This is a genomic window from Pseudomonas sp. Y3 TE3536 (assembly GCF_053629175.1).
In genome coordinates, this window is record NZ_JBRJHU010000001.1 from 2,621,728 (window position 1) to 2,643,794 (window position 22,067).

Below are 22,067 nucleotides of genomic sequence, written 5' to 3' on the forward strand. Positions count from 1 at the left end.
TTGCCCGCGAAGAGGCCGGCAACAGCGCAGCAAATCTCAGGCGCTGGCCAGCACTCGGCGCCTGCGCACCACCAGGCTATCGACCAGCCACATCACCACCATCGACACCCCCACCAGCGGGAACATCACCCCCAACACCACCATCACCCCAACCGCCGTCTTCCAGCGCGGCAGGTCATGGCGCAGCGGCGGCACTCCCAGCCCGCCAGCCGGCCGGCGTTTCCACCACATCACCAGGCCACTGACCGAACCCAGCAAGATCATCAGACACACCAGCAGAATGATGACCTGGTTGAACGCCCCGAACATCTTGCCCTCATGCAGCATCACGCCCAGCTCGGTGGCACGCGCAACCGGGCTGTAATCCTGCCAGCGCACATCGGCCAGCACCTTGCCGGTGTACTGGTCGACATGCAGGGTGGCATCGTTGCGCGGGTCGTCGGCGAATACCGCAACGGTGAACACGCCGTCGGCCGTGGTCGGCAAGGTAATGCTGTAGCCCGGTTCGACCTGGCGCGCAGTGGCGATGTCCTCGACCTGCTGCAGGCTCACCTGCGGCGCAGCCGGGGCATTCGACATCATGTGATGCCCGGCATGTTCGGCATGGGCGCCAGACTGCGGCATGGGGGTGTTTTCCATTGCCCAGGGCACGGTCTGGCGATGGGCGCTGTTGAGCTCACCTGCCTGCTGATCGGACTTGGGTACGTCGTTCCACATCGCGGCCGGGAAGCGGTTCCACAGATCGGCGTATTGCTTGCCCCACAGGCCCGTCCAGGTCATGCCACTGAGCAGCATCAGCAGCAGCAGGGCCGAGCCCCAAAACCCCGTCACCGCATGCAGGTCACGCCACAGCAGCCGACCGCGTGCGGAAAAACGCGGCCACAGCACGCCCGCGCTGTTGCGCCCACGTGGCCACCAGAGGTACAGGCCGGACACCACCAGCACGATGCCCCAGCCTGCTGCCAGCTCCACCAGGCGGTCACCGACCGTGCCGACCATCAACTCGCCGTGCAGGGCACGGGCAATCGCTTGCAGGTTCTGCTTGCCGTCCTGCGCACCGAGCAGCTTGCCGCTGTAGGGGTCGACGAACACGTTCAGTTCACGGCCGCCGTCATGCACCACGAACTGCGCGCTGCGTTCGGCATTCAGGGGCGGCAGGTACTGCCCCACATGGCCTTGCGGATACGCCTGGCGTACCTCGGCCAGCATCACATCCGCGGCCTGTCGGTGATGGCCGGCTTCGACCACCATCAGGTCGCGGTACAGCAGCGGGTCGAGTTGCGGCTTGAACAGGTAGATGATCCCAGTGAGCGCCAGCAGGATCATGAACGGGGCGACGAACAGCCCCGCGTAAAAGTGCCAACGCCAGGCCAGGTTGTAGAAAGAGATGCGTGTTCCGCGCATGGGAACCTCCTGTTTGACCAGGTGAGGGGCGCGACCGTGGCCGCGCCCGTTGTTGTTGTCAGAAGCTGAAATCGACCTTGGTCCAGAAGGTCCTGCCTGGCTCGTTCACCGGCTGTGGATCTGTGGCCGGGTAGCCGAACCCGGCGTTCCCGGCCAGGTTCAAGTGCTCGGCGTAGGTGTTGTCGAACAGGTTGTCGACCCCTGCGCTGAGCTTGAGGTTGTTGTTCACCTTGTAGGCACCATTGAGCGAGAACACACCAAAGCCCGCGCTCTTTTCGTAGTCCTTGCCGACCACGTTGCCTTGGTTCTCGGCGATGCGGTTTTGCGCGGCCACCAGCCGCCACAGCGCACCCACACTCCAGACGTCGCGGCTGTAGGTCAGGCCCAGGCGGCTTTCCAGGGGCGGCATTTGCGGTAGCGCTTTGCCATCACTGCTGTTCTTGCCCCAAGCGTAGGCCAGGGTAGCGTCGGCCTTCCAGTTTTCGCTGAGCTTGTAGGCCGCGCCCACTTCGCCGCCCATGATGCGGGCGTCGATGTTCTGGGCCTGGGACGTGCTCATGCCCATCATGCCGGTGCGGTAGTCGAACAGGATGTAGTCACGGATCTGCCCGACATAACCCGATGCCCAGGCTTCGAGGCGGGCGTCGCGGTACTGGATGCCGAAGTCGAGCTGGGTGGTCTTTTCTGGCTTGATGCCGTCGAAGGCGTTGGCTGCGCCGGCTGGCGCCAACTTGGGCGAGAACAGCTCCCAGTAGTCGGGGAAGCGCTGGGCGTGGCCGAGGCCGACGTAGGTGGTGGCGGGGATGGCCGCCAGGTCATGTTCGTAACGGACGAAACCGCTGGGCAGGGTGTCTGCGCGGGTGTCGCCTTCGGTGGCGCTGCCTTTGCGGAAGTCGCGGGCCGAGGCGCGGTCCAGGCGGGCGCCGGTAATCAGCCGGTCCTCGCCACTGACGTACCAGGTCAGCTCACTGAAGGCACCGTAGTTGTGGAAATCGGCATCCTTGGTCCAGGCCTGGCCTTTGTGCGCATCGACGCCCATGCCGCCGCGCTGGCGGTGTTCGTTGGTCTGCGCATCGATACCGCTGACCAGTTGCACGTCGGCCCAGCGCCAGGTCGCCTTGACCCTGGCGCCCATCGTGCGGCGGTCGACGTTGCTGACCATCGGCATGCCCATCATGCCGCTGCCCGAGGGCGTGCGCAGGCTGTAGTTGTCCATCACGTGGTCGGCGTAGTTGTAGTAGACCTGTGCCTCGACCTTGTCGAGCACCTCGCCGAGGTTGGACTTCTCGAAGCGCAGCCCAAGGCTTTCACGCTTGAACTGCGAGCCGTCCATGCCACGCCCGGCATAGCGTGCTTCGCCATCGCCCTTGCCGGCGGTGAGTTCGAGCAGGGTGTCCTGGTCGGGGGTCCAGCCGAGGGTCACATCGCCGTTCCACTTGTCCCAGCGCGAGGGCACGGTGTCATCGTTGCCGTCGTGGTAGTCGTCGGAGCGCGACTGGTTGCCGACGAAGCGGGCGTAGGCCTGGCTGTTGCCTGCGGCGGCGTCCAGCACCTTGTCGAAGCGGCCATTGGAGCCGGCCAGGAGGCTTGCGTTGACGCGGCTGCCGAGGGTGCCGAACTTTTCGGGCTCACGCTCGAAGAGGATGGTGCCGGCCGAACCGCCAGGCCCCCAGATCACGCTTTGCGGGCCTTTGATCACGGTCAGGCGGTCGTAGGTTTCTGGCGAGATGTACGAGGTGGGGGCATCCATGCGGTTGGGGCAGGCGCCCAGCATGACGCCGCCATTGGTGAGGATGTTCAGGCGTGAACCGAACATGCCGCGCAATACCGGGTCGCCGTTGGTGCCGCCGGAGCGGATGGCCGAGAAGCCGGGGATGGTTTTGAGGTAGTCGGCCCCGTCGCTGGCCGGTACCGGCTGGCGAGGGTCTTTCGGGTTGGTGACCACGGTCAGCGGCGAGCTGGGCGCCACGGCAGTGATCACCGTCGGGCTCAACTCGGGTGCGTCGTGCGCGTGGTCAGCGTGGCCGAGGTCGCTGGCCAGGGCTACGGGCGCGAGCAGCGAACCGCACACGGCGGCGATGGCCCCACGCAGGGACAGGGCAAAAACAGGGGTGCAGCCGGACATAATGATTCCAGTCGATCAGTCATGAGTGGGCGCGAAGCCTCCTGGCTCCGTGCGAACAATGGGTGTTCAGACGCTGATCAAGGAAGGCGGTGCGCGGCTGCGCGCGCCAGGGAATACAGCCTGCCGGGCATGCCCCTGGTGCGTGGCGGCAGTAAGGTGGGTGGTGGGTACTACGATGCTGGCACTGAGCGGGCTGAGGGTTTGTGGCAGTGCGGGGCAGTTGAACAGCAGGCTGCAGTACCCGCACTTTTCCCACATCACATGCAATTGGCCATCGTCACCGTGGCCGTGATGCGAGTCGGCGCCATGCTGATGCCCGGTGGGCATCGACATCTGCATCGGCATGTTCATGCCGGCGTGGTGATCCATCGGCATCGACTGGGAAATCAGCGGGCCGATGAAGATCATCCACATGGCGAACAGGCTCAGCCAGCCGCCACCGACGCGCCTGCGTTCAGGGCGGGTGGTACGGCTGAGGCTGTTGCGCGGCAGGCTCATGGCGAGTGCCTGTCAGCTAATGGTCAGTGCGCGTGTTCGTGGGCTTGGGGCGTTCCCGAGGGCGCCTCTTTTTGCACGGCGACTTCGACGGTGACGTCACCGGCTTTTTCGAAGTGCAGGGTCAGCGGGAAACGCTTGCCGTCGGTGAGCAGGCTGCGGTCTTTAGGCTGCATCAGCATTACGTGGTAGGCGCTGGGGGCGAAGGTCACCTCCTTGCCCGCGGGCACTACCACGTTGGGCACCTGCTGCATCTTCATGGTGCCGCCGGCCGTCATGGCGTGCTCGTGCAATTGGGCGTCGTCGCTGATGGGGCTGTCGACACTGAGCAGACGATCATCCGCCTGGCCATTGTTGTGCACGACGAAATAGGCGGCGACGTTGGGTGCATTCGGTGGCAGTTGCAGCGACCAGGGGTGTGCGATGTGCAGGTCGCCCACGGTGTATTCATGGGCAGTGGCGAAGGCGCTGGGCAGCAGCAGGGCAGCCACGACGAGAGCGTGCTTGAGCATGGTGAGTCTCCGATCTGTTCAGGTTCAGGCAGACAGCGTGAGCAACTCAGACCAAAGGGGAGGCGCGGGGGTTGAGCGCGGGCCATAGCTGGCGTGGCGTGGGTTGGTAATCGGCAAGCTGCGGCGAGTGCCCTGCGTGCAGGGTCGGCGGGTTATGCAACTGCGGCGGGTAGCCCGGCAAGGCCAGCAGCGGGGCGGCACCGGAGCAACACCAGCAGTTCATCATGCTGGCGCTGTCATCGCTCTGCGGGCCGAGGTCGATCTTGGCCAGGGCCTGGACGTCGACCTTGGCCTTGTTGGCCATGCTGGAACAGAACGCCCCCCACAGCAACTGCTCGGCCGGGCCCTTGGGCGCGGCAGAGGACAGCGGCATGGCCAGCAGGTTGAACAGCACTGCTAGGCAGGCTATCCAGGCAATGTGCCGACGTGGGGGCATGGAGAGATCCGGTCAGGAATCGTGGTGGCTATTGTAAGGCGCAGTATAGGTAAAAAAGGTGGGGTGCGGTGAAGTGACGCAGTTGGCGGGGGTTTTTGTGGCTGCTCTGCAGCCCATTCGCGGGGCAAGCCCGCTCCCACAAGTGCAGCGTACAGCCCTGTGGGAGCGGGCTTGCCCCGCGAATGGCCGCAGAGCGGCCCCGGCATTCTCAAACCTTGTTGCGGCCCATCAAGCCGCGCACGGTTTCTTGCAGGTCGGCCGGCAGCACCACGACTTTGGCATTGTCGCTGCTGGCCAGGTTCTCCATCGCGCCGATGTACCGTTCGCCCAGCAAGTACATGGCCGGCACGGTCTCGTTACCCACCGCGTCCTTGACCAGCGAAATCGCCCGCGCCGAAGCCTCGGCCAGGTTGATTTGTGCCTCGGCGTCCAGCTTGGCCGATTGCAGGCGCGCTTCTGCCTCGAGGATCGCGGCCTGTTTGGCACCTTCGGCACGGGTCACGTCGGCTTTACGTTCACGCTCGGCGGCGGCCTGGCGCTCCATGGCCAGTTGCATGTTCTGTGACGGCTTGATGTCCTGGATTTCTACCGAGCGCACAGTCACGCCCCAGTCTTCGGTCTGCTCGGACATCGCTTCGCGCAGGCGTGCCTTGATCTGCTCACGGCTGGACAGGGCCTCGTCCAGGTCCATGGCCCCGACGATGGCGCGCAGCGAGGTCATGGTCAGGCTGGTGACGGCGAAGGAGAAGTTCTGCACGCCGTAGGAGGCCTTCTGTGGGTCGACCACTTTGGCGAAGCACAGGGCATTGGCGACGATCACCGCGTTGTCTTTGGTGATGATTTCCTGCTCTTGCACATCGAGGATGATGTCTTTGGTAGGCAGGCGATAGGCGACCACGTCCACGTAAGGAATGACGATGTTCAGGCCGGGCTTGAGGGTGTTGTTGTAGCGGCCCAGGCGCTCGACGATCCACTCTTCGCCCTGAGGCACGATACGCACCCCCTTGAACACGGTGATCAGGACGAACAGGGCGAGGGCGCCCACGACGATAAGGCTGGTCATGATACGAACTTCCTTTTAGTACGGATTCAGGCCCGGATGACGCGGGCGGTGTTCCCTTCGATGGCGGTAAGGCGCACACGCTCGCCGGATGGGATGTCAGTGTCGGCGACGCAGGTCCATTCCTCGTTGCCGAGGATTGGCTTCTGGAAACGCACGCGGCCTTTCTGGAACTCGGAAACACTGGCGGTCAGCAGGCCGACTTCGCCAATCACGCTGTCGGCTGTCCAGCGCACATCCGGCTTCTTGTTCCGAAACACCTTGAACCACAGCCCAGTGGTGATTGAAGAAAGCAGCACCCACAACAGCATCTGCATATCCAGTTGCAGGCTGGGCGCGGCGAGCGAGATGAGCGAAACCAGCACGGCGCCGATGCCGAACCAGAGAATGAAGAACGTGGGCAGGACCAGTTCGAGCAGGATCAGCGCGATACCGAAGACCAGCCAGATCCACCATTGCATGTCCATATGAATGAAGCCTTCTGGGGGAGAGGGCTGAAGTCTAAGGCAACGGAGCGAACAAAGGCCATTCGGGTGCGACCGCGTGAAGCGGTGGCAAAGTCGATAGGACCTGTAGGAAAGCAGAACTAACCGTTACGCTGTCAGGGCGAAACGAGCCAGTCTTCAACCCTTAGACCGGGTACTCGTTGAAACTCGCGCACATTGTTAGTTACCAAAATTAAGCCAAGCGCTCGGGCATGCCCGGCAATCAGTTGGTCGTAAGGACCAATGGGGGTCCCTGATCTGGCCAATTCCGCACGAAGCTGGCCACTGTGCTCAGCCGCATGGCTATCGTAATCGAGTACTTCAAGGCGCGCGGCAAAGCCCTCGACCACCGAAAGATTGCGCTCAGGATGATCCGACTTCTCAGCGCCGTAGATCAGTTCCATCAAAGTAATTGTGCTGATCGCCAATTGGCCGTGATGGCGATTGAACGCTTCGCGGACGCGTTGCGGTTTATTCTTGATCGTGAAAATGCAGATATTGGTGTCGAGCAGGTACCTGAGCATTAAAAACCTTCACGTTCCTGGTCTGCAGGTTGGTCACGGCTGGCCATGTAATCCGCGCTTGCAGGCTCACTTTCGAACCAGCTGTCCCATGATTCACCAGCAGGTGTGATGATGCGCGTACGCCCAACTGCAACAATATCCACTCGGGTGATGCCATCGGGAAGTGCGACGGATTTTGGCAAGCGGATGGCCTGGCTGCGGTTGCTTTTGAAGACAGCACCTTGCTCCATGATGGGCCTCCTAGGGTAGCGACAATGTGTGACAGAAGTTTAGGTTGCATGGCGTATATGTCAATGGGATATACGTCATGACTGGCGAGCAGTCAAAGCGTCAGCCTGGCAAGCAATGCGTCTGAGTGAATGAATGTCTCATCGACCACCGGCAGTTCCGGGCGCCGCAGGATCAATACTGGCACCCCTAGCTCCCGCGCCACGTCCAGCTTGGGCTCGGTCGCCACGCTGCCGCTGTTCTTGCTGATCAGTACGTCGATCTTGCGGCGCGCGAACAACACACGTTCGTCTTCGATTCGGAATGGCCCGCGTGCGCCGATCACCTCGCAACGTTCGTTACCGGGGCAGGCCTCCAGTGCGCGCAAGGTCCAGAACTGATCCGGCGGGATCTCTGCCAGGTGTTGCAGCGGTTCGCGCCCCAGCGTAAACAGCGGCCGCCGGAACGGCGCGAGCGCCTCGATCAACCCCGCCCAGTCGTCCACTTCGCGCCAATCGTCACCCGGCTGTGCCTGCCAGGCGGGGCGGCGCAGCGCCCAGCAGGGGATACCTGCACGACGTGAAGCGATGGCGGCGTTGCGGCTGATCTGCGCGGCATAGGGGTGGGTGGCATCGATCAGCAGGGTAATGCCCGCCTCGCGCAGGTATTGGGCAAGGCCTTCAGCACCGCCAAAGCCGCCGACGCGCACCTGGCAGGTCAGGTCCTGCGGTACGCGGCCGATGCCCGCCAGGCTGTAAACGTGCTGCGGGCCCAACTGGCGGGCGATGGCCAGGGCCTCGGTGACGCCGCCCAGCAGCAGGATGCGCGCGCTCATTGAACACCTGCCTGGCCGACGATGCCGCCTTGGCGGTCGATGGCGAACACCTCTACCTGCACCTGCGGCGGCACCACGCTGCGGGCGAAGGCCAGCGCGTGCGCGCAGACGGCGTCGCCCAGGGCGATGCCTGCAGCATGCGCCAGCGCCAGGGCTTGCTGGCTGGTGTTGGCGGCGATGATTGCGGCCTGAAGGTTTGCGTCGGCGCCGATATCCGCCGCCCAGCCGGCCAGCTGCGGCAGGTCGATGCTTGAGTGGCGGCTGTGCAAGTCCATGTGCCCGGCCGCCAGCTTGCTGATCTTGCCGAACCCCCCGCACAGGCTCAGGCGTGGTACCGGCACCTTGCGCAGGTGCTTGAGCACGGCGCCGACGAAGTCGCCCATCTCGATCAGGGCGATTTCCGGCAGGCCGTAGACCCGGCGCATGGTGTCTTCGCTGGCGTTGCCGGTGCAGGCGGCGATGTGCGTGTAGCCGTTGGTGTGGGCCACGTCGATGCCCTGATGGATCGAGGCGATGTAGGCCGCGCAGGAAAACGGCCGAACGATGCCGCTGGTACCCAGAATCGACAGCCCGCCAAGGATGCCCAGGCGCGGGTTCATGGTCTTCAGTGCCAGCTGTTCACCGCCCTGAACATTGACCGTGACTTCGAAACCGCCGCGGTAGGCGCACTCGTCAGCCAGGCGTTGCAGGTGTTCGCCCATCATGCGCCGGGGCACTGGGTTGATCGCCGGTTCACCCACTGCCAGCACCAGCCCCGGGCGTGTCACGGTGCCGACGCCTTGGCCTGCGACGAAGCGGATGCCGGGCTCTGCCAGCAGGCGGACCTGGCTGAACAGCAGGGCACCATGGGTCACGTCCGGGTCGTCGCCGGCGTCCTTCAGCGTGCCGGCTTCGGCGCATTCGCCATCGCGGCGGCAGAACTCCAGGCGCATCTGCACGACCTTGCCCTTGGGCAGGGTGATGCTCACGGCGTCGCTGCAGACCCCGGTCAGCAGCAGGCGCGCCGCCGCGAGGCTGGTGGCGGTGGCGCAGCTGCCGGTGGTCAGGCCGCTGCGCAGGGGCGCGGGCTGCTCGTGGGTTTCTTCACGCATCGAGGGGCTTCACCACATCGAGCAAGGTGATTGGCAGTACCTGGCGCCAGGTGTCGAACGTGCCCAGCGGCTGCGCATGGGCAACATGAATACGGGTCAGTTCACCCCCGTGTCGCTCGCGAAAGTGCGCCAGGGCCAGTTCGCTTTGCAGGGTGACCGCGTTGGCCACCAGTCGCCCGCCGGGGCGCAGCAGCTGCCAGCACAGGTCGAGCACGCCTTCACGCGTTACCCCGCCGCCAATGAAGACCGCGTCGGGCTGCTCGAGCCCTGCCAAGGCTTCAGGCGCCTTGCCACGGACCAGTTGCAGGCCGGGCACGCCCAGCGCATCGCGATTGTGCTCGATAAACCCCTGGCGCCCTGCGTCGGCCTCGATGGCCAGCGCTCGGCAGGCGGGGTGGGCGCGCATCCACTCGATGCCGATCGAGCCGCAGCCCGCGCCCACGTCCCACAGCAGTTCGCCGGGCAGGGGGGCGAGGCGGGCCAGGGTGATGGCGCGGACATCGCGCTTAGTGAGTTGGCCGTCGTGCAGGAAGGCGCTGTCCGGCAGCCCGGCGACCCGCGGCAGGCGCGGGGCATCGGGCGCGGCGAGGCATTCGATGGCCACCAAGTTGAGCGCTGCAACCGGGGTGTGAGGCCAGTCCTGCGCGGTGCCCGCCACTTCGCGTTCATCGGTGCCACCCAGGTGTTCGAACACGCGCAGGCGGCTTGGCCCGAAGCCACGCTCGCACAGTTGTGCGGCGATTGCCGCAGGGCTGTCGCCGTCGTTGCTCAGCACCAGCAGGCGAGCGCCGCTGTGCAGGTGCGCATTGAGCGCTGCCAGCGGGCGGGCGACCAACGACACCACCTGCACGTCCTGCAGCGGCCAGCCGAGGCGGGCGGCGGCCAGTGCACAGGAGGACGGCATCGACAGCACCCGCATCTCGCTGGCGGGCACCTGGCGCGCCAGGCTGGCACCGACGCCGAAGAACATCGGGTCGCCGCTGGCCAGCACGCAGACCGGTTCGCCGCGCTGGGCGAGCACGGGCGCCAAGGAGAAAGGGGTTGGCCAAAGCAGCCGCTCGCCGACCACGCAGCGTGGCAGTAAAGCCAGTTGGCGCGGGCTGCCGAAGATCCGCGAAGCGCCCAGCAGGGCACGCCGGGCCTGCTTGCCAAGGCCATTGAAGCCGTCTTCGCCGATGCCTACTACTGTCAGCCAGGGTGCCATGTGTTTCAATCCGCCATTTCTGGGGCCGCTTCGCGCCCTTCGCCAGCAAGCCCGCTCCTACAGGCACAGCATGATCCCTGTAGGAGCGGGCTTGCCCGCGAAGGGGCGCGAAGCGGCCCCGGGTAAACGATAAGCTCGACCACCGGCTTTTCATGCCGCCGGACAAAGCAGGCATAATACCGCGCCTTCTACACTCAAGCGCACTTTCACAGATTGCCGGACACCCCTTTGAAGCAGGCCCATGCCCCCGACGTTTCACCTCGCCCCTCGGCCTGCCCGGGGTTGTGGCGCATCGTCAGTGCCCGTGATGGCGGCATTTGCCGCATCAAGCTGCCGGGTGGCCTGCTGCTGGCCGACCAGGCCGATGCCGTGGCCGAGGCCGCCGAGCGCTTTGCCGGTGGCGTGATCGAGGCAACCAACCGCGGCAACCTGCAGATTCGCGGTATTGGCAGCGACCACCAAGGCCTGATCGCCAGGCTGCTCGCGGCAGGCCTGGGCCCGCGCGAAGCCGCCGGTGACGATGTGCGCAACCTGATGCTCAGCCCGCTGGCCGGGCATGACCCAGCCATGTTGCTGGATGCCCGGCCGCTGGCGGGGCAGATCCTCGACCTGCTGGAAGGCACACCGCGGTTTCACCAGTTGTCGGCGAAGTTCGCTGTGCTCCTGGACGCCGGCGAAGGCCTGGCGATGCTTGAGCACCCGCATGACCTGTGGCTCTCGGCGCTGCTTATCGAGCAGCGCACGTGGCTGGCGTTTGGCCTGGCGGGCTGCCCCGCCGATGGCCAGGTGCTCGGGGCGGTGCCGCTGGAGCAGGGCCTGGCCCTGGTGCGTGCGGTGCTGGAGCGCTTTCTTGACCTGGCCGCTGTGGACCAGTCGCGCATGCGCCAGTTGCTCGAATGCTGTTCGCCCGCGGCGTTCGTCGAAGGGCTCGGCCTGGACATCCGCCGCGATGCCGCCGTGCTTGAATGGCGTCGCCCGACACGCCAACCCGAGTGGCTGGGTGTGTTGCCACAAGCTCACGGTCTCGCCCTGGGCGTTGCTCCGCCGCAGGGCCGCTTGACCCCCGAGATGCTGCGGGGGGCCGCGCGCATCGCCCGGCACCTGGGCGACGGCAGCCTGCGCCTGAGCCCTTGGCAAAGCCTGGTGCTGACCAATCTCGACCCGGACCAGATCACGCAAGCCCAGGGCGAGTTGTCCACGCTGGGCCTGCTGTGCCACAGCCACGAGCCACTGGCCCGCATCAGCGCCTGCACCGGCAGCAGTGGCTGCGCCAAGGCACAGGGCGAAACCAAGGCCGATGCCGTGGCCTTGGCCGCGCTGCTGGGCCCTGGCGTGCCGGGCAGCGTGCACCTGTCCGGGTGCCCCCGATCCTGCGCCGTGGCCCATGTTGCCCCGGCCACCTTGCTGGCCCGTTCACCGGGCCGTTACGACCTGTATGTGCGCGATGCGCGCCTGCCGGGCTTCGGCGCCCTGCGTGCCATCGACCTCACCTTGAACGAAGCAGGCGCCATGCTCGACCTGCCGACGGAGCACCTTGATGATTGACTACATCCGCGATGGTCAGGAGATCTATCGCAATTCCTTCCGGATCATCCGTGAGGAAGCCCGACTCGAGCGGATACCCGCAGACCTCGAAAAGCTCGCCGTGCGCGTGATCCATGCCTGCGGCATGGTCGAAGCCATCGACGGCCTGCAGTTCTCTGAAGGGGCCGGCCGCGCCGGCCGTGAAGCCCTGGCCAAGGGCGCACCTATCCTCTGCGATGCGCACATGGTCGCCGAAGGCATCACCCGCGCGCGCCTGCCCGCCGACAACAAAGTGGTCTGCACCTTGCGCGACCCGAGCGTGCCTGGTCTGGCCAAAGACGCCGGCAATACCCGTTCCGCCGTGGCCCTGGAGCTGTGGCGGCCGTACCTGGAAGGCAGCGTGGTGGTGATCGGCAACGCCCCGACCGCGCTGTTCTACCTGCTGGAGATGATCGACGCCGGCGCACCCAAGCCTGCGCTGATCCTCGGCTTCCCGGTCGGCTTCGTCGGTGCGGCCGAATCCAAGGCGATGCTCGCCGCCGACAGCCGTGGCGTGCCGTTCGTGATCATGCAAGGCCGCCTGGGCGGTAGCGCGATGGCCGCCGCGGCAGTCAACGCCCTTGCCACGGAGGTGGAATGATGGCGCCACGTGGACGTCTGCTTGGCCTGGGCGTAGGCCCCGGCGACCCTGAACTGATCACCGTCAAGGCGCTGCGCCTGTTGCGCGAGGCGCCGGTGGTTGGCTACTTCGTGGCCAAGGGCAAGCGCGGCAATGCGTTCGGCATCATCGAGGCGCACCTGCAGCCAGAGCAGACCTTGCTGCCGCTGGTCTACCCGGTCACCACCGAAGCCCTGCCGGCACCGCTGTCCTATGAACAGGTCATCAGCGACTTCTACGATGAAGCCAGCGTGCAGATTGCCGAGCACCTGGACGCCGGCCGCGATGTGGCGGTGATCTGCGAGGGCGACCCGTTCTTCTACGGCTCCTACATGTACCTGCATGACCGCCTGGCGCAGCGCTATGAGGCTGAGGTGATTCCTGGCGTCTGCTCGATGCTCGGGGGCGCCTCGGTGCTCGGCGCGCCGTTGGTGTACCGCAACCAGAGCCTGTCAGTGCTGTCGGGCGTGCTGCCGGCCGAGGAGCTCAAGCGGCGCCTGGCTGATGCCGATGCGGCGGTGATCATGAAGCTGGGCCGCAACTTCCCCAAGGTGCGTGAGGTGCTGGCCGAACTGGGCCTGGACGAGCGTGCGCTGTATGTCGAGCGGGCGACCATGGCCAACCAGAAGATCGTGCCGCTGGCGGACGTCGACCCCCTGTCGTCGCCGTACTTCTCGCTGATCATCGTGCCGGGTGAAAAATGGCAGGGATGAGCATGCACAAGGCACCGGCAATCATCATCCTGGGGCCCGGCAGCCTGGCCACGGCGCAGCGTATCCAGCAGCGTTATCCACAGGCGGTGATTCATGGCCTGAGTGGCCGTGTCGAGGGCGTCGATCAAACGTACGCCTCGTTTGGCGACACCCTGCGCGCGCTGTATCAGCAGGACACCCCGATCATCGCCCTGTGCGCCGCCGGTATCGTCATCCGCAGCTTGGCCTGCGTGCTCAGCGAGAAAGGCGTCGAGCCGCCCGTACTGGCGGTGGCCGAGGATGGCAGCGCGGTGGTGCCGCTGCTCGGTGGCCTGAGCGGTGTGAACGTGATGGCGCGCGAAATTGGCGAGTCACTGGGTGTGGCGGCTGCGATCACCACCAGTGGCGAGCTGCGTTTCGGCACCTGCCTGCTGAACCCGCCACAGGGCTATGCCCTGGCGGATATCGAGCAAGGCAAGCGCTTTGTTTCCGACCTGTTGGCCGGCGAGACGGTACGCGTCGAAGGGGATGCGCCGTGGCTGGACCAGGCGCAATTGCCTGCCAGCGAATCGGCCCGGCGCACGATTCATGTCGGCCATCAGGCACGTGCGAGCAGCCGGGACGAGTTGCTGATCCACCCGCGTTCGGTGGTGGTAGGCGTCGATACTGCTGACCTGCAGGGCATTCGTGCAGCGCTAAATGACGCGGGCATTGCCGAGCAGTCGTTGGCCGGCCTGCTGGCGAGCGAGCACGCCATGGCTGATGCCGCCTTGCACGAGGCGGCGCAGGCGCTGGGTGTGGCGCTGCGTTTCGCGGCCAAGCCTGGCGACCTGCGTGGCATGGTGGCCCAGGCGCTGCCTGACGCGCAGTTGATCGAGCAGGCCAATGCCGTCATCGCAGTGGCTTCGGCACCGGTGGATGCTGAGCGGATCGGCCGCCGCCGTGGCCGCCTGGCGGTGATCGGCCTCGGCCCTGGCGCTGCCGAGTTGATGGTGCCGGCGGTCAAGGCAGAGCTGGCACGCGCCCAGGACATCCTCGGCTACGAAACCTACGTGCGCATGGCCGGGCCGTTCCGTGCAGACCAAGTGCAGCATTGCACCGACAACCGTGAAGAGATGCAGCGTGCTCGCCATGCCTTCGAGCTTGCTGCACAAGGGCGCTCGGTGGTGGTGGTGTCGTCGGGTGATCCGGGTGTCTTCGCCATGGCCGCCGCCGTGCTCGAAGCACTGCACGCCTCCAGCGACCCGGCCTGGCAGCGGGTTGATCTGGAGATCCTGCCGGGTGTTTCGGCTTCGCTGGCCACCGCAGCCCAGGCGGGTGCACCACTGGGGCACGACTTCTGCGTGATGTCGCTGTCGGACAACCTCAAACCGTGGTCGGTCATCGAGCATCGCCTGGACCTGGCGGCCCAGGCCGATCTGGTCCTGGCGTTCTACAACCCGATTTCACGCTCGCGGCCTTGGCAATTGGGGCGTGCGCTGGAGATCGTGCGACAGCACCGCGATGGGAACACACCTGTAGTCCTTGGCCGCGACATCGGTAGGCCAGGGCAGACACTGAAGGTGGTCTCCCTGGCCGAACTGGTGCCAGAAATGGTCGACATGCGCACCATGGTCTTGCTGGGTTCTTCCACGACCTGTCAGTTTGCCAAGGCCGATGGCACCCAGTGGGTGTACACGCCGCGTTGGTACCCGACCGCCGGGTGAGGCGCCGAGGGAACCCGTTCATGCCTGTACCCCGGTTGTTTGCAGCTTAGGGTGAAGGCCCCTCGACGATACCCGTCGGGGGCCTTCAAGGATTCTGCACATGACCGATGTAAGCACTAACAGCATTGCCGTTGTCGAACAATCGCTTCTGGCGCTCAGCGCTGGCATGTCGGCGCAAAGCCGGCGTGATGCCAAGACCACCTTCCAGTTTGCCTCTCGCGTGGCGTCCAAGCTGCATGATCGCGATGGCGAATCCGAGGCCTGGTTCAACAAGTTCCTGGAAGTGATGCGTACTTTGGGTTGGGTGGTCGGTAAACGTTCCTACGAACGCGACTATGACCAAAGCCAGTCGCTGACCCTGGGACCGATTGCCTTCAAAGTCGCTAGCGCCGCTGGTAAAGCATTGCTTGGTGGGCCAGTCGGTGAGGCCATGGCCAAGCTGGCGGGTGATGCCATCAGCGCGCTGGGCAATATCGAGGAAGCGCAGAAGATCTACCAGCTGAATGTCAAAGGGCATCCGGTGGCGACAACGGGCCTTGGGGCCTGCATCGAAACGCCGGAAGGCGAACTGTTCATGTTGGTCAACGCATTCAGTGCCTCGCCGGGCGAAAACGATCTGAATACCACGGTGTTCGAATGGAAAAGTTCGAGCAAGGACCGGTATTGCGGTTCGGCCGTGCTCAGCCTCAACGAAGTGGTGTACACCGACGCGGTTCGTGCATCGATCGAGCAGAAGTTGATCGACAAGGCCGTCCAAGCCGCCAGCGAATTCGACATCTGACACGGGAGCGGGGCTTTTCAGGCCCCGCTCTTCTTTCAATGTTTGCAAGTCGAGGTATTTCGATGAGTAAGGAAGGTTATTCCTTGTGGCTCGTTGGCGGCACGGCCTTGTTGATGGCCGAAACGGCATCTCCGTCGTGGCAATATGCGCTGGACTCGCTGCTGTTCGCACAGTTGCGCTCGGACAAATTGAATGGATCACGCTTCGCCAATTTCACGCGCTGGTACAGCGGCTACCGCACAGCCCTTGAGGCACGTGGGTGGATCATCCCTAGCAGTCGCAGTGATTATCAGCCCTTGAAAGGCAATACCTTGCTGGCTCAACGACTCACAGATGATTTGCAGGCCCGTCATCCCAGCCTGTCCGGTTACGTGCAGGCGGCGATTGCCACACTCTCGCGGGATGACGTGCAGCAATACCTTCGGCCTTTCACCTTGCTCGAACAGGACCAGGCAACCCACACGGTTTATGAGTTGGGGGTGATGCTGCCCGACGCTTCCCTGGACCTGTGCGCGATGGCGTTCAAGAGCACGCTGCCCGCAGCACAAATCCGCCCTTGTACCGTGTTATCACCGCCACCCAGCGATAAAGCCGACCTGCGTACCACCCTTGCAACCTTGGGCGAACAGCTGACGGAAGCTGATCGCCAAGGCCTGCACGCGCTGCTCGAACGCAAGCAGTACGCAGGACGAATCAGACATTTGGGCGTGCTCAGGCTGGAGGATAGCCATGCAAACACATGAAGCCACCGTTGTCGGCGCCAGCCTGGTTGCCTTCATTCCTGGTGTCAGCCTTGAACAGCGCAAAGCCGTGAAGCTTGCTTCGCTGTGGGCTGAAAGCACGACCTTGCAAGACATGGCCGGAGAAAGTGCCCAGGACCAGTATCAGTACTACCGCAAAAAGTTGATGTACTTGGGGTGGGACGCGAAGTCGGCCGAAGAAGTGCACTGGCCGGATCCCCAACGGCCGAAGATCGTCGACCAGGCGTTGAGAAGGATCGATGCCGTAGCGGGTGTTCATCATTCCAGCAACATGGCGCTGGCTTTTGAAGTACTGAAGAAGAACGGCAAGCCCCTGCTGCATTTTGAATCGCGCAGCAAGGACCGGGCGCAGTTTCAACTGTTGTCCTGTGCGCCAGTCAGTGGCAATTACGTGGACATCGTTGTCTATCACGAGGCCGGCAACAGCGTGGCGTTCACCAGTGGGTTTCTATTTCGTGAACGCCGCGACACGCGCGTGACCGCAGAGTTGGTGCGATTCAATACGCGCCTGTTCGACCAGGAGCGCCGTAGTGCAGTGGAGCGTGCCCTGGTGAAAATCGCGCTGAAGGAGATCCATGAGATGGCGATCTAGGGCACCAGGTAACCCTTGATCCCGGTAAAGATGATCTGCGCCGCCAGGGCACAGACGAACAATCCCATCAAACGGCTGACGATCTGCAGGCCTTGGTCGCCGAGAATCCGCTCGATGCCGTGCGAGAGGTACAGCACCAGGCCCACGGTGAAGCTGGCCAGCGCGATACTGGCGATGGCCAGCAACTTGTCATCCCAATGCGGCTGGCCCACGCCCATCACCAACAGGGCACCGATGGTGCCGGGGCCGACGGTCAGGGGGATGGTCAATGGCACGATGGTCACGTCCTGCTGAACGTTGTCGGCCTGCACCGCCGGTTTGCCCTGCGCCATGCCCAACGCCGAGATGAAAAGCACGCTGCCGGCACCGATGCGGAAGGCGTCGGCGGTGATGCCGAAAATGCCGAAGATCGCCCGGCCGAACAAGTACAACAGCACGCTGGCGACCAGGGCGGCGAAGGCAACCTTCCAGGCCAGTTGCTTGCGCTCCTTGCTGGAATGGCCGCGGGTCAGGCTGATGAAGCACGACAGCACGAAGAACGGGCTGTAGAGCACGAGCATCTTCAGGTAGACACTGAACAACTCATGGAGCATGGGTTGGGATCCTCGGCTGCGGTGGGTGCCTGTCGATGCATCGTCGGCATTGCTTACGGGATAGACGCCGGATCCGTCTTAGCTTCCCGGTGATTCGCCCAATATTGGATCAGCTCGCGCAATTGCGACAGCTCCACCGGCTTGGCCATGTGCCCATCCATGCCCGCCAACTTGGCGCGCTCCTTGTGCTCGGCAAGGATGTGCGCGGTCAGCGCCACCACGGGCGTACGTGGGCGCTGGTGCGCGGCTTCCCATGCGCGCAGTTGCTGGGTGGCCGAGAAGCCATCCAGCACTGGCATTTCGCAATCCATCAGTACCAGGTCATAGCGCTGCGCCTTCATGGCTTGCAACGCTTCTTCACCATTGCATGCCGTGTCTGGCTCGAGGTTGAGCTTGCCCAGCATGCCGCGGATCACTTTGGTCGAGATGCTGTTGTCCTCGGCGACCAGCACGCGGAAGTCGCGGGGCAGGTCCAGTGCTTGCGGCACACCGGGAGGGGTGGCCGGCACCGCTTGCTCACGGCCACGTTGGGCCAGCTCTTCGGCCAGTGTGGTCTTCAGCGTATAGCCTGCCACCGGTTTGGCGAGTATCCGCTTGACCCCGGCATTGCGTGCGATGACCTTGCTCGGCGCGTTGCTGATGCCCGTGAGCATTACCACCAGGATGTCGTGGTTAAGGCTAGGGTCTTCCTTGATCTTGGCCGCCAGTTGCATGCCGGTCATGCCGGGCATGTTCTGGTCCAACAGCACGGCATCGAAGTAGTCGCGCAGGTGCGCCTTGGTGCGCAGCAATGCCAGCGCTTCCTTGCCGGAAGGCACCGCGCTGACATTCATGCCCCAGGCGCTGCACTGCTGCACCAGCACCTTGCGGCAGGTGTCGTTGTCGTCCACTACCAGTACCCGCGCGTCGCGCAACGGGCCATCGAGGTCGGCGGGCGGTTGTTCCAGGCGCGAAGGGTCCAGCGGCAGGGTCAGCCACAGGGTGTTGCCCATGCCGCTGCTGCTCTTGATGCCGAATTCGCCCTGCATCAGGCCGATCAACTGCTTGGCGATGACCAGCCCGAGGTGGCCGCCGAGCTTGTTGCTGGAGAGGAAGTGATGGCTGTGCAGCTCGGCTTGCAACAAGGCTTCGCGCTCGGCGGCGGGCAACGGTTCGCCGCTGTCCTGCACGGCAATGCGCAAACGCGGCGCTTCGCCACGTTGGTCGAGTGCCACCACCAGCAGGATCTCCCCCTGGTCGGTGTTTTTCAGGGCATTTTCCAGCAGGCTCGACAGTGCCTGGCGCAGGCGCGTTGGGTCGCCACTGATCACGCGAGGCACTTGAGGCTGGGTGAAGCTGATCAGCTCAATGTTCTGCTGTTCGGCCTTGGCCCGGAAGATGTTCAGGCAGTCCTCGATCAATGCATTGAGGTCGAACTGCACATCGTCCAGTTCGATCTGCCGGGACTCAAGCTTCGAGATGTCGAGAATCTCGTTGATCAGCGTCAGCAGCTCGTTGCCGGCGCTGTGGATGGTCTGCACGTAGTCGCGCTGCTTGACCGACAGCGGCGTGCCGAGCAGCAGCTCGGTCATGCCCAGCACGCCGTTCATGGGCGTGCGGATTTCGTGGCTGATCTTGGCCAGGAACTCGGCCTTGGCGTTGATTTCGGCATCGCTGGCGGCCAGGGCGCGGCTGGCGCTGAAGCGCTCTTCGCTCATGCGTCGCAGGCGTTCGCTGACCGCCAGGTTAAGCAAAAGGCCGCAAATGACGGTCAAGCCCATGAGCACGCACAGCAGCCACGGCGTCGACGTGCGGGTCAGGCCCAGAAGCGCCGGCAACAGCACCAGGCCGCCAAGGTTGTAGACCCCCATGGCGAGGGTGAACAGGCGTGCGGGTGCGTAGCCCTTGTACCAGTGATAGGCGCTGACCAGCAGCATGCTGACGCTGCCCAGGGCCAGCAGGGCATAGGTCATCAGGTTGAGTGGCAAGGTGTCGACGAACAGCAGCACCAGGCCGCTGACCGCAGCCACCAGCATCTCGCCCTGCAACAGGCGGTTGAGCCGCGGCGAATGGCACGGTGAGAAGAAATGCAGGGTGAAATACAGGCCAGCCAGGCCTGCGAGGACCAGGGTGAGGTAGGCCGCTGGCGTTTGCGCACTGTGCCACACGTGCCACCAGGGGCCGCTGAGGTTGAGCAGGATCAACCCGCTGAGCAGCATCAGGCCGTGGTAGAGCGCCAAAATCAACGTGGTGGTGGAGCGGCCATAGAGGAAGCGGATCAGGTTGTGCAGGATCAGCATCACCAGGCCGCCGAACAGCATGCCGAACAGCAGCGGTTGGGTCTGGTCGGAAGCGGCCACGGCCGCGGGCTCAAGGCTGATGGCCGGGCGCAGTTGGTGCTCGGACACCAGACGCAAGTAGATGTCCAGCGGCTGCCGGCTGTTGGGCAAAGGCAGCACATGGTCGCTGCCGCGCAGGGTCGGGCTGGCATTGCCGGCCTGGCGCCCGTGGTGCAGCTGACGGAGTAATTTGTCGCCCTCGAGGGCGTAGAGGTCCAGGCCTGAAAGGTCTGGGGCAAACACCCGTAGCAGTTGCTCCTGATCGCCAGGTTCCAGGCGATAGTGCAGCCACAGGGCTTGTTCGGCAGGGGCGGCATCCAGGTCGCTGAGCAGCAGCGGGCTGAACTGGTTGCGGTAGCGATCGGAGCGCACGTCGCTTAATTGCAGGTTGGCCTGTTCGTCGAGCAGAACAGACCAGCCTCCGCCTTCTTCGGCCGAGGCCGGGAGCAGGCAGAGCAGGGTCAGCAAGCTGACGATCAGAGCTGTGGCAATCCGAAGCCGACGCACTACGAAATCCCTTCTTAGCCGATGTGCCGGATACTAACTATGCGCGGCGCGCCAAGTCGAAGGCAAGGCCCAGAAAGGGCCCTGTCGACGAGCCGAAGGCCGTGGGCGCAAGGCGTCACGGCGCTTCGGTAAAGGTTACTGCTGGTGTTCACCGCGCTCGCGGGCAATGGCCCGGTAGCCGATGTCGGTACGGTAGAAGCTGCCGTCCCACTTGACCTGCTCTGCCAGGCGGTAGGCCTGCTGCTGAGCGGCTTCGACGGTTTGGCCCAGGGCAGTGGCGCAGAGCACACGGCCGCCGGCGGTAACCACTTGGCCGTCTTTCAGGGTGGTACCGGCATGGAACACCTTGCCTTCGAGCTTGGCGGCAGCGTCCAGGCCGCTGATCGCGTCACCTTTGGCGTAGTCGCCCGGGTAGCCACCGGCAGCCAGCACGACGCCCAGGCTCGGCCGTGGGTCCCACTGGGCTTCAACCTTGTCCAGGGCCTTGGCGAAGGCGGCTTCGATCAGCAGCACCAGGCTCGACTCCAGGCGCAGCATGACCGGTTGGGTTTCCGGGTCGCCGAAGCGGCAGTTGAACTCGATGACCTTGGGGTTGCCCGCCTTGTCGATCATCAGGCCGGCATAAAGGAAGCCGGTGTAGACGTTGCCTTCCTCGGCCATGCCGCGCACGGTCGGCCAGATGACTTGGTCCATCACGCGCTGGTGCACGTCGGCGGTCACGACTGGGGCAGGCGAGTAGGCGCCCATGCCACCGGTGTTCGGGCCGGTGTCGGCGTCGCCGACGCGCTTGTGGTCCTGGCTGGTGGCCATTGGCAGCACGTTGTGGCCGTCGACCATGACGATGAAGCTGGCTTCTTCGCCGTCCAGGAACTCTTCGATGACCACACGCGAACCCGCATCGCCAAAGGCGTTGCCGGCCAGCATGTCACGCACGGCGTCTTCGGCTTCTTGCAGGGTCATGGCGACGATCACGCCTTTGCCCGCCGCCAGGCCGTCGGCCTTGATCACGATCGGCGCACCCTTTTCCTGCAGGTAGGCCAGGGCTGGCTCGATTTCGGTGAAGTTCTGGTAGTCGGCGGTCGGGATCTTGTGACGCGCCAGGAAATCCTTGGTGAAGGCCTTGGAGCCTTCAAGCTGTGCGGCGCCTTTGGTGGGGCCGAAGCAGTCCAGGTTGCGGCTGCGGAACAGGTCGACGACACCTGCGACCAGTGGCGCTTCAGGGCCGACGATGGTCAGTTGCACGTTCTGTTCGGCGAAGTCGGCCAGTTGCTCCAGGGCGTTGACGTCGATGGCGACGTTTTCGCACTTGGCTTCAGTGGCGGTGCCGGCGTTGCCCGGGGCAACGAAAACTTTCTCGACGCGTGGGTCCTGGGCGACTTTCCAGGCCAGGGCGTGCTCACGGCCGCCGCTGCCGATGATCAAAACTTTCATGTCAAAACCTCTGTTTGGCGGCGTACTTCGCCCGCTGTGGGAGCGGGTTCACCCGCGAATGCGGCGGTAAGCCCAGCATCGCATTCGCGGGTGAACCCGCTCCCACAGGGGCCGAGGTACGGCCGG

The 22,067-nt window shown here is 64.5% G+C and carries 22 protein-coding genes; 7 read left to right on the plus strand and 15 right to left on the minus strand.

The window, feature by feature from the left end; genetic code table 11:
- Positions 1–36: 36 nt before the first annotated feature.
- The 12 genes from AB7M33_RS11805 to cbiE all read right to left on the minus strand — a co-directional run bounded on the left by AB7M33_RS11805 (position 37) and on the right by cbiE (position 10,378).
- Entirely contained in the window at positions 37–1,404 is a 1,368-nt protein-coding gene (locus AB7M33_RS11805; protein WP_454242867.1) for a PepSY-associated TM helix domain-containing protein, read from the minus strand.
- A 58-nt stretch (positions 1,405–1,462) separates the two neighbouring features.
- The gene (locus AB7M33_RS11810) at positions 1,463–3,529 is read right to left on the minus strand and encodes a TonB-dependent copper receptor (protein WP_027592575.1); all 2,067 of its coding nucleotides are present in this window, start codon (positions 3,527–3,529) and stop codon (positions 1,463–1,465) included.
- A gap of 66 nt (positions 3,530–3,595) precedes the next feature.
- Complete coding sequence (locus AB7M33_RS11815) at positions 3,596–4,027, minus strand: DUF2946 domain-containing protein (RefSeq protein WP_454242868.1); 432 nt, start codon at positions 4,025–4,027, stop codon at positions 3,596–3,598.
- Positions 4,028–4,050: 23 nt separating this feature from the next.
- Complete coding sequence (locus tag AB7M33_RS11820) at positions 4,051–4,536, minus strand: copper chaperone PCu(A)C (RefSeq protein WP_454242869.1); 486 nt, start codon at positions 4,534–4,536, stop codon at positions 4,051–4,053.
- Between the two features lie 46 nt (positions 4,537–4,582).
- Positions 4,583–4,972 carry a DUF2946 domain-containing protein gene (locus AB7M33_RS11825; protein ID WP_099430555.1) on the minus strand — a complete coding sequence of 130 codons (390 nt, stop codon included), beginning with the start codon at positions 4,970–4,972 and terminating at the stop codon, positions 4,583–4,585.
- A 208-nt stretch (positions 4,973–5,180) separates the two neighbouring features.
- Positions 5,181–6,035, minus strand: a complete 855-nt coding sequence (locus AB7M33_RS11830; protein ID WP_027592579.1) for an SPFH domain-containing protein — start codon at positions 6,033–6,035, stop codon at positions 5,181–5,183.
- Between the two features lie 26 nt (positions 6,036–6,061).
- The gene (locus AB7M33_RS11835) at positions 6,062–6,499 is read right to left on the minus strand and encodes an NfeD family protein (protein ID WP_454242870.1); all 438 of its coding nucleotides are present in this window, start codon (positions 6,497–6,499) and stop codon (positions 6,062–6,064) included.
- A gap of 134 nt (positions 6,500–6,633) precedes the next feature.
- On the minus strand, positions 6,634–7,041 hold the full coding sequence (vapC, locus tag AB7M33_RS11840; RefSeq protein WP_027592581.1) for a type II toxin-antitoxin system tRNA(fMet)-specific endonuclease VapC: 408 nt from the start codon (positions 7,039–7,041) through the stop codon (positions 6,634–6,636).
- Positions 7,041–7,271, minus strand: a complete 231-nt coding sequence (vapB, locus tag AB7M33_RS11845; protein WP_085272331.1) for a type II toxin-antitoxin system VapB family antitoxin — start codon at positions 7,269–7,271, stop codon at positions 7,041–7,043. The genes vapC and vapB overlap by 1 nt, the downstream gene beginning before the upstream one ends.
- A gap of 92 nt (positions 7,272–7,363) precedes the next feature.
- Positions 7,364–8,083: a cobalt-precorrin-6A reductase gene (locus tag AB7M33_RS11850; RefSeq protein WP_454242871.1), complete on the minus strand. Its 720-nt coding sequence runs from the start codon at positions 8,081–8,083 to the stop codon at positions 7,364–7,366.
- Positions 8,080–9,174: a cobalt-precorrin-5B (C(1))-methyltransferase gene (locus tag AB7M33_RS11855; protein WP_027592584.1), complete on the minus strand. Its 1,095-nt coding sequence runs from the start codon at positions 9,172–9,174 to the stop codon at positions 8,080–8,082. The genes AB7M33_RS11850 and AB7M33_RS11855 overlap by 4 nt, the downstream gene beginning before the upstream one ends.
- Positions 9,167–10,378, minus strand: coding sequence for a precorrin-6y C5,15-methyltransferase (decarboxylating) subunit CbiE (cbiE, locus tag AB7M33_RS11860; RefSeq protein ID WP_454242872.1), 1,212 nt, complete (start codon positions 10,376–10,378; stop codon positions 9,167–9,169). The genes AB7M33_RS11855 and cbiE overlap by 8 nt, the downstream gene beginning before the upstream one ends.
- A gap of 213 nt (positions 10,379–10,591) precedes the next feature.
- On the opposite strand from cbiE, the gene cobG reads away from it, so the two are divergent.
- From cobG to AB7M33_RS11895, 7 genes are all read left to right on the plus strand, one after another.
- A complete protein-coding gene (gene cobG / locus AB7M33_RS11865; RefSeq protein WP_454242873.1) occupies positions 10,592–11,923 on the plus strand; it encodes a precorrin-3B synthase in 1,332 nt (443 codons plus the stop codon).
- A complete protein-coding gene (locus tag AB7M33_RS11870; protein ID WP_027592587.1) occupies positions 11,916–12,542 on the plus strand; it encodes a precorrin-8X methylmutase in 627 nt (208 codons plus the stop codon). The genes cobG and AB7M33_RS11870 overlap by 8 nt, the downstream gene beginning before the upstream one ends.
- Positions 12,539–13,273, plus strand: coding sequence for a precorrin-2 C(20)-methyltransferase (locus tag AB7M33_RS11875; protein ID WP_454242874.1), 735 nt, complete (start codon positions 12,539–12,541; stop codon positions 13,271–13,273). Before AB7M33_RS11870 ends, AB7M33_RS11875 begins: the two co-directional genes overlap by 4 nt.
- A gap of 2 nt (positions 13,274–13,275) precedes the next feature.
- Positions 13,276–14,958 (plus strand): precorrin-3B C(17)-methyltransferase, encoded by a 1,683-nt coding sequence (cobJ, locus tag AB7M33_RS11880; protein WP_454242875.1) that lies wholly within the window; start codon positions 13,276–13,278, stop codon positions 14,956–14,958.
- A gap of 100 nt (positions 14,959–15,058) precedes the next feature.
- On the plus strand, positions 15,059–15,739 hold the full coding sequence (locus AB7M33_RS11885; RefSeq protein WP_265970203.1) for a hypothetical protein: 681 nt from the start codon (positions 15,059–15,061) through the stop codon (positions 15,737–15,739).
- A gap of 62 nt (positions 15,740–15,801) precedes the next feature.
- A complete protein-coding gene (locus AB7M33_RS11890) occupies positions 15,802–16,482 on the plus strand; it encodes a hypothetical protein (protein ID WP_454242876.1) in 681 nt (226 codons plus the stop codon).
- Positions 16,469–17,092 carry a hypothetical protein gene (locus tag AB7M33_RS11895; RefSeq protein ID WP_454242877.1) on the plus strand — a complete coding sequence of 208 codons (624 nt, stop codon included), beginning with the start codon at positions 16,469–16,471 and terminating at the stop codon, positions 17,090–17,092. Before AB7M33_RS11890 ends, AB7M33_RS11895 begins: the two co-directional genes overlap by 14 nt.
- On the opposite strand, the gene AB7M33_RS11900 is transcribed toward AB7M33_RS11895, so the two are convergent.
- From AB7M33_RS11900 to purD, 3 genes are all read right to left on the minus strand, one after another.
- Complete coding sequence (locus AB7M33_RS11900; RefSeq protein ID WP_099455402.1) at positions 17,089–17,685, minus strand: MarC family protein; 597 nt, start codon at positions 17,683–17,685, stop codon at positions 17,089–17,091. The genes AB7M33_RS11895 and AB7M33_RS11900 overlap by 4 nt on opposite strands.
- Positions 17,686–17,738: 53 nt before the next feature.
- On the minus strand, positions 17,739–20,510 hold the full coding sequence (locus AB7M33_RS11905; protein WP_454242878.1) for a response regulator: 2,772 nt from the start codon (positions 20,508–20,510) through the stop codon (positions 17,739–17,741).
- Between the two features lie 135 nt (positions 20,511–20,645).
- Positions 20,646–21,941 carry a phosphoribosylamine--glycine ligase gene (gene purD / locus AB7M33_RS11910; protein WP_186677431.1) on the minus strand — a complete coding sequence of 432 codons (1,296 nt, stop codon included), beginning with the start codon at positions 21,939–21,941 and terminating at the stop codon, positions 20,646–20,648.
- Positions 21,942–22,067 lie beyond the last annotated feature (126 nt).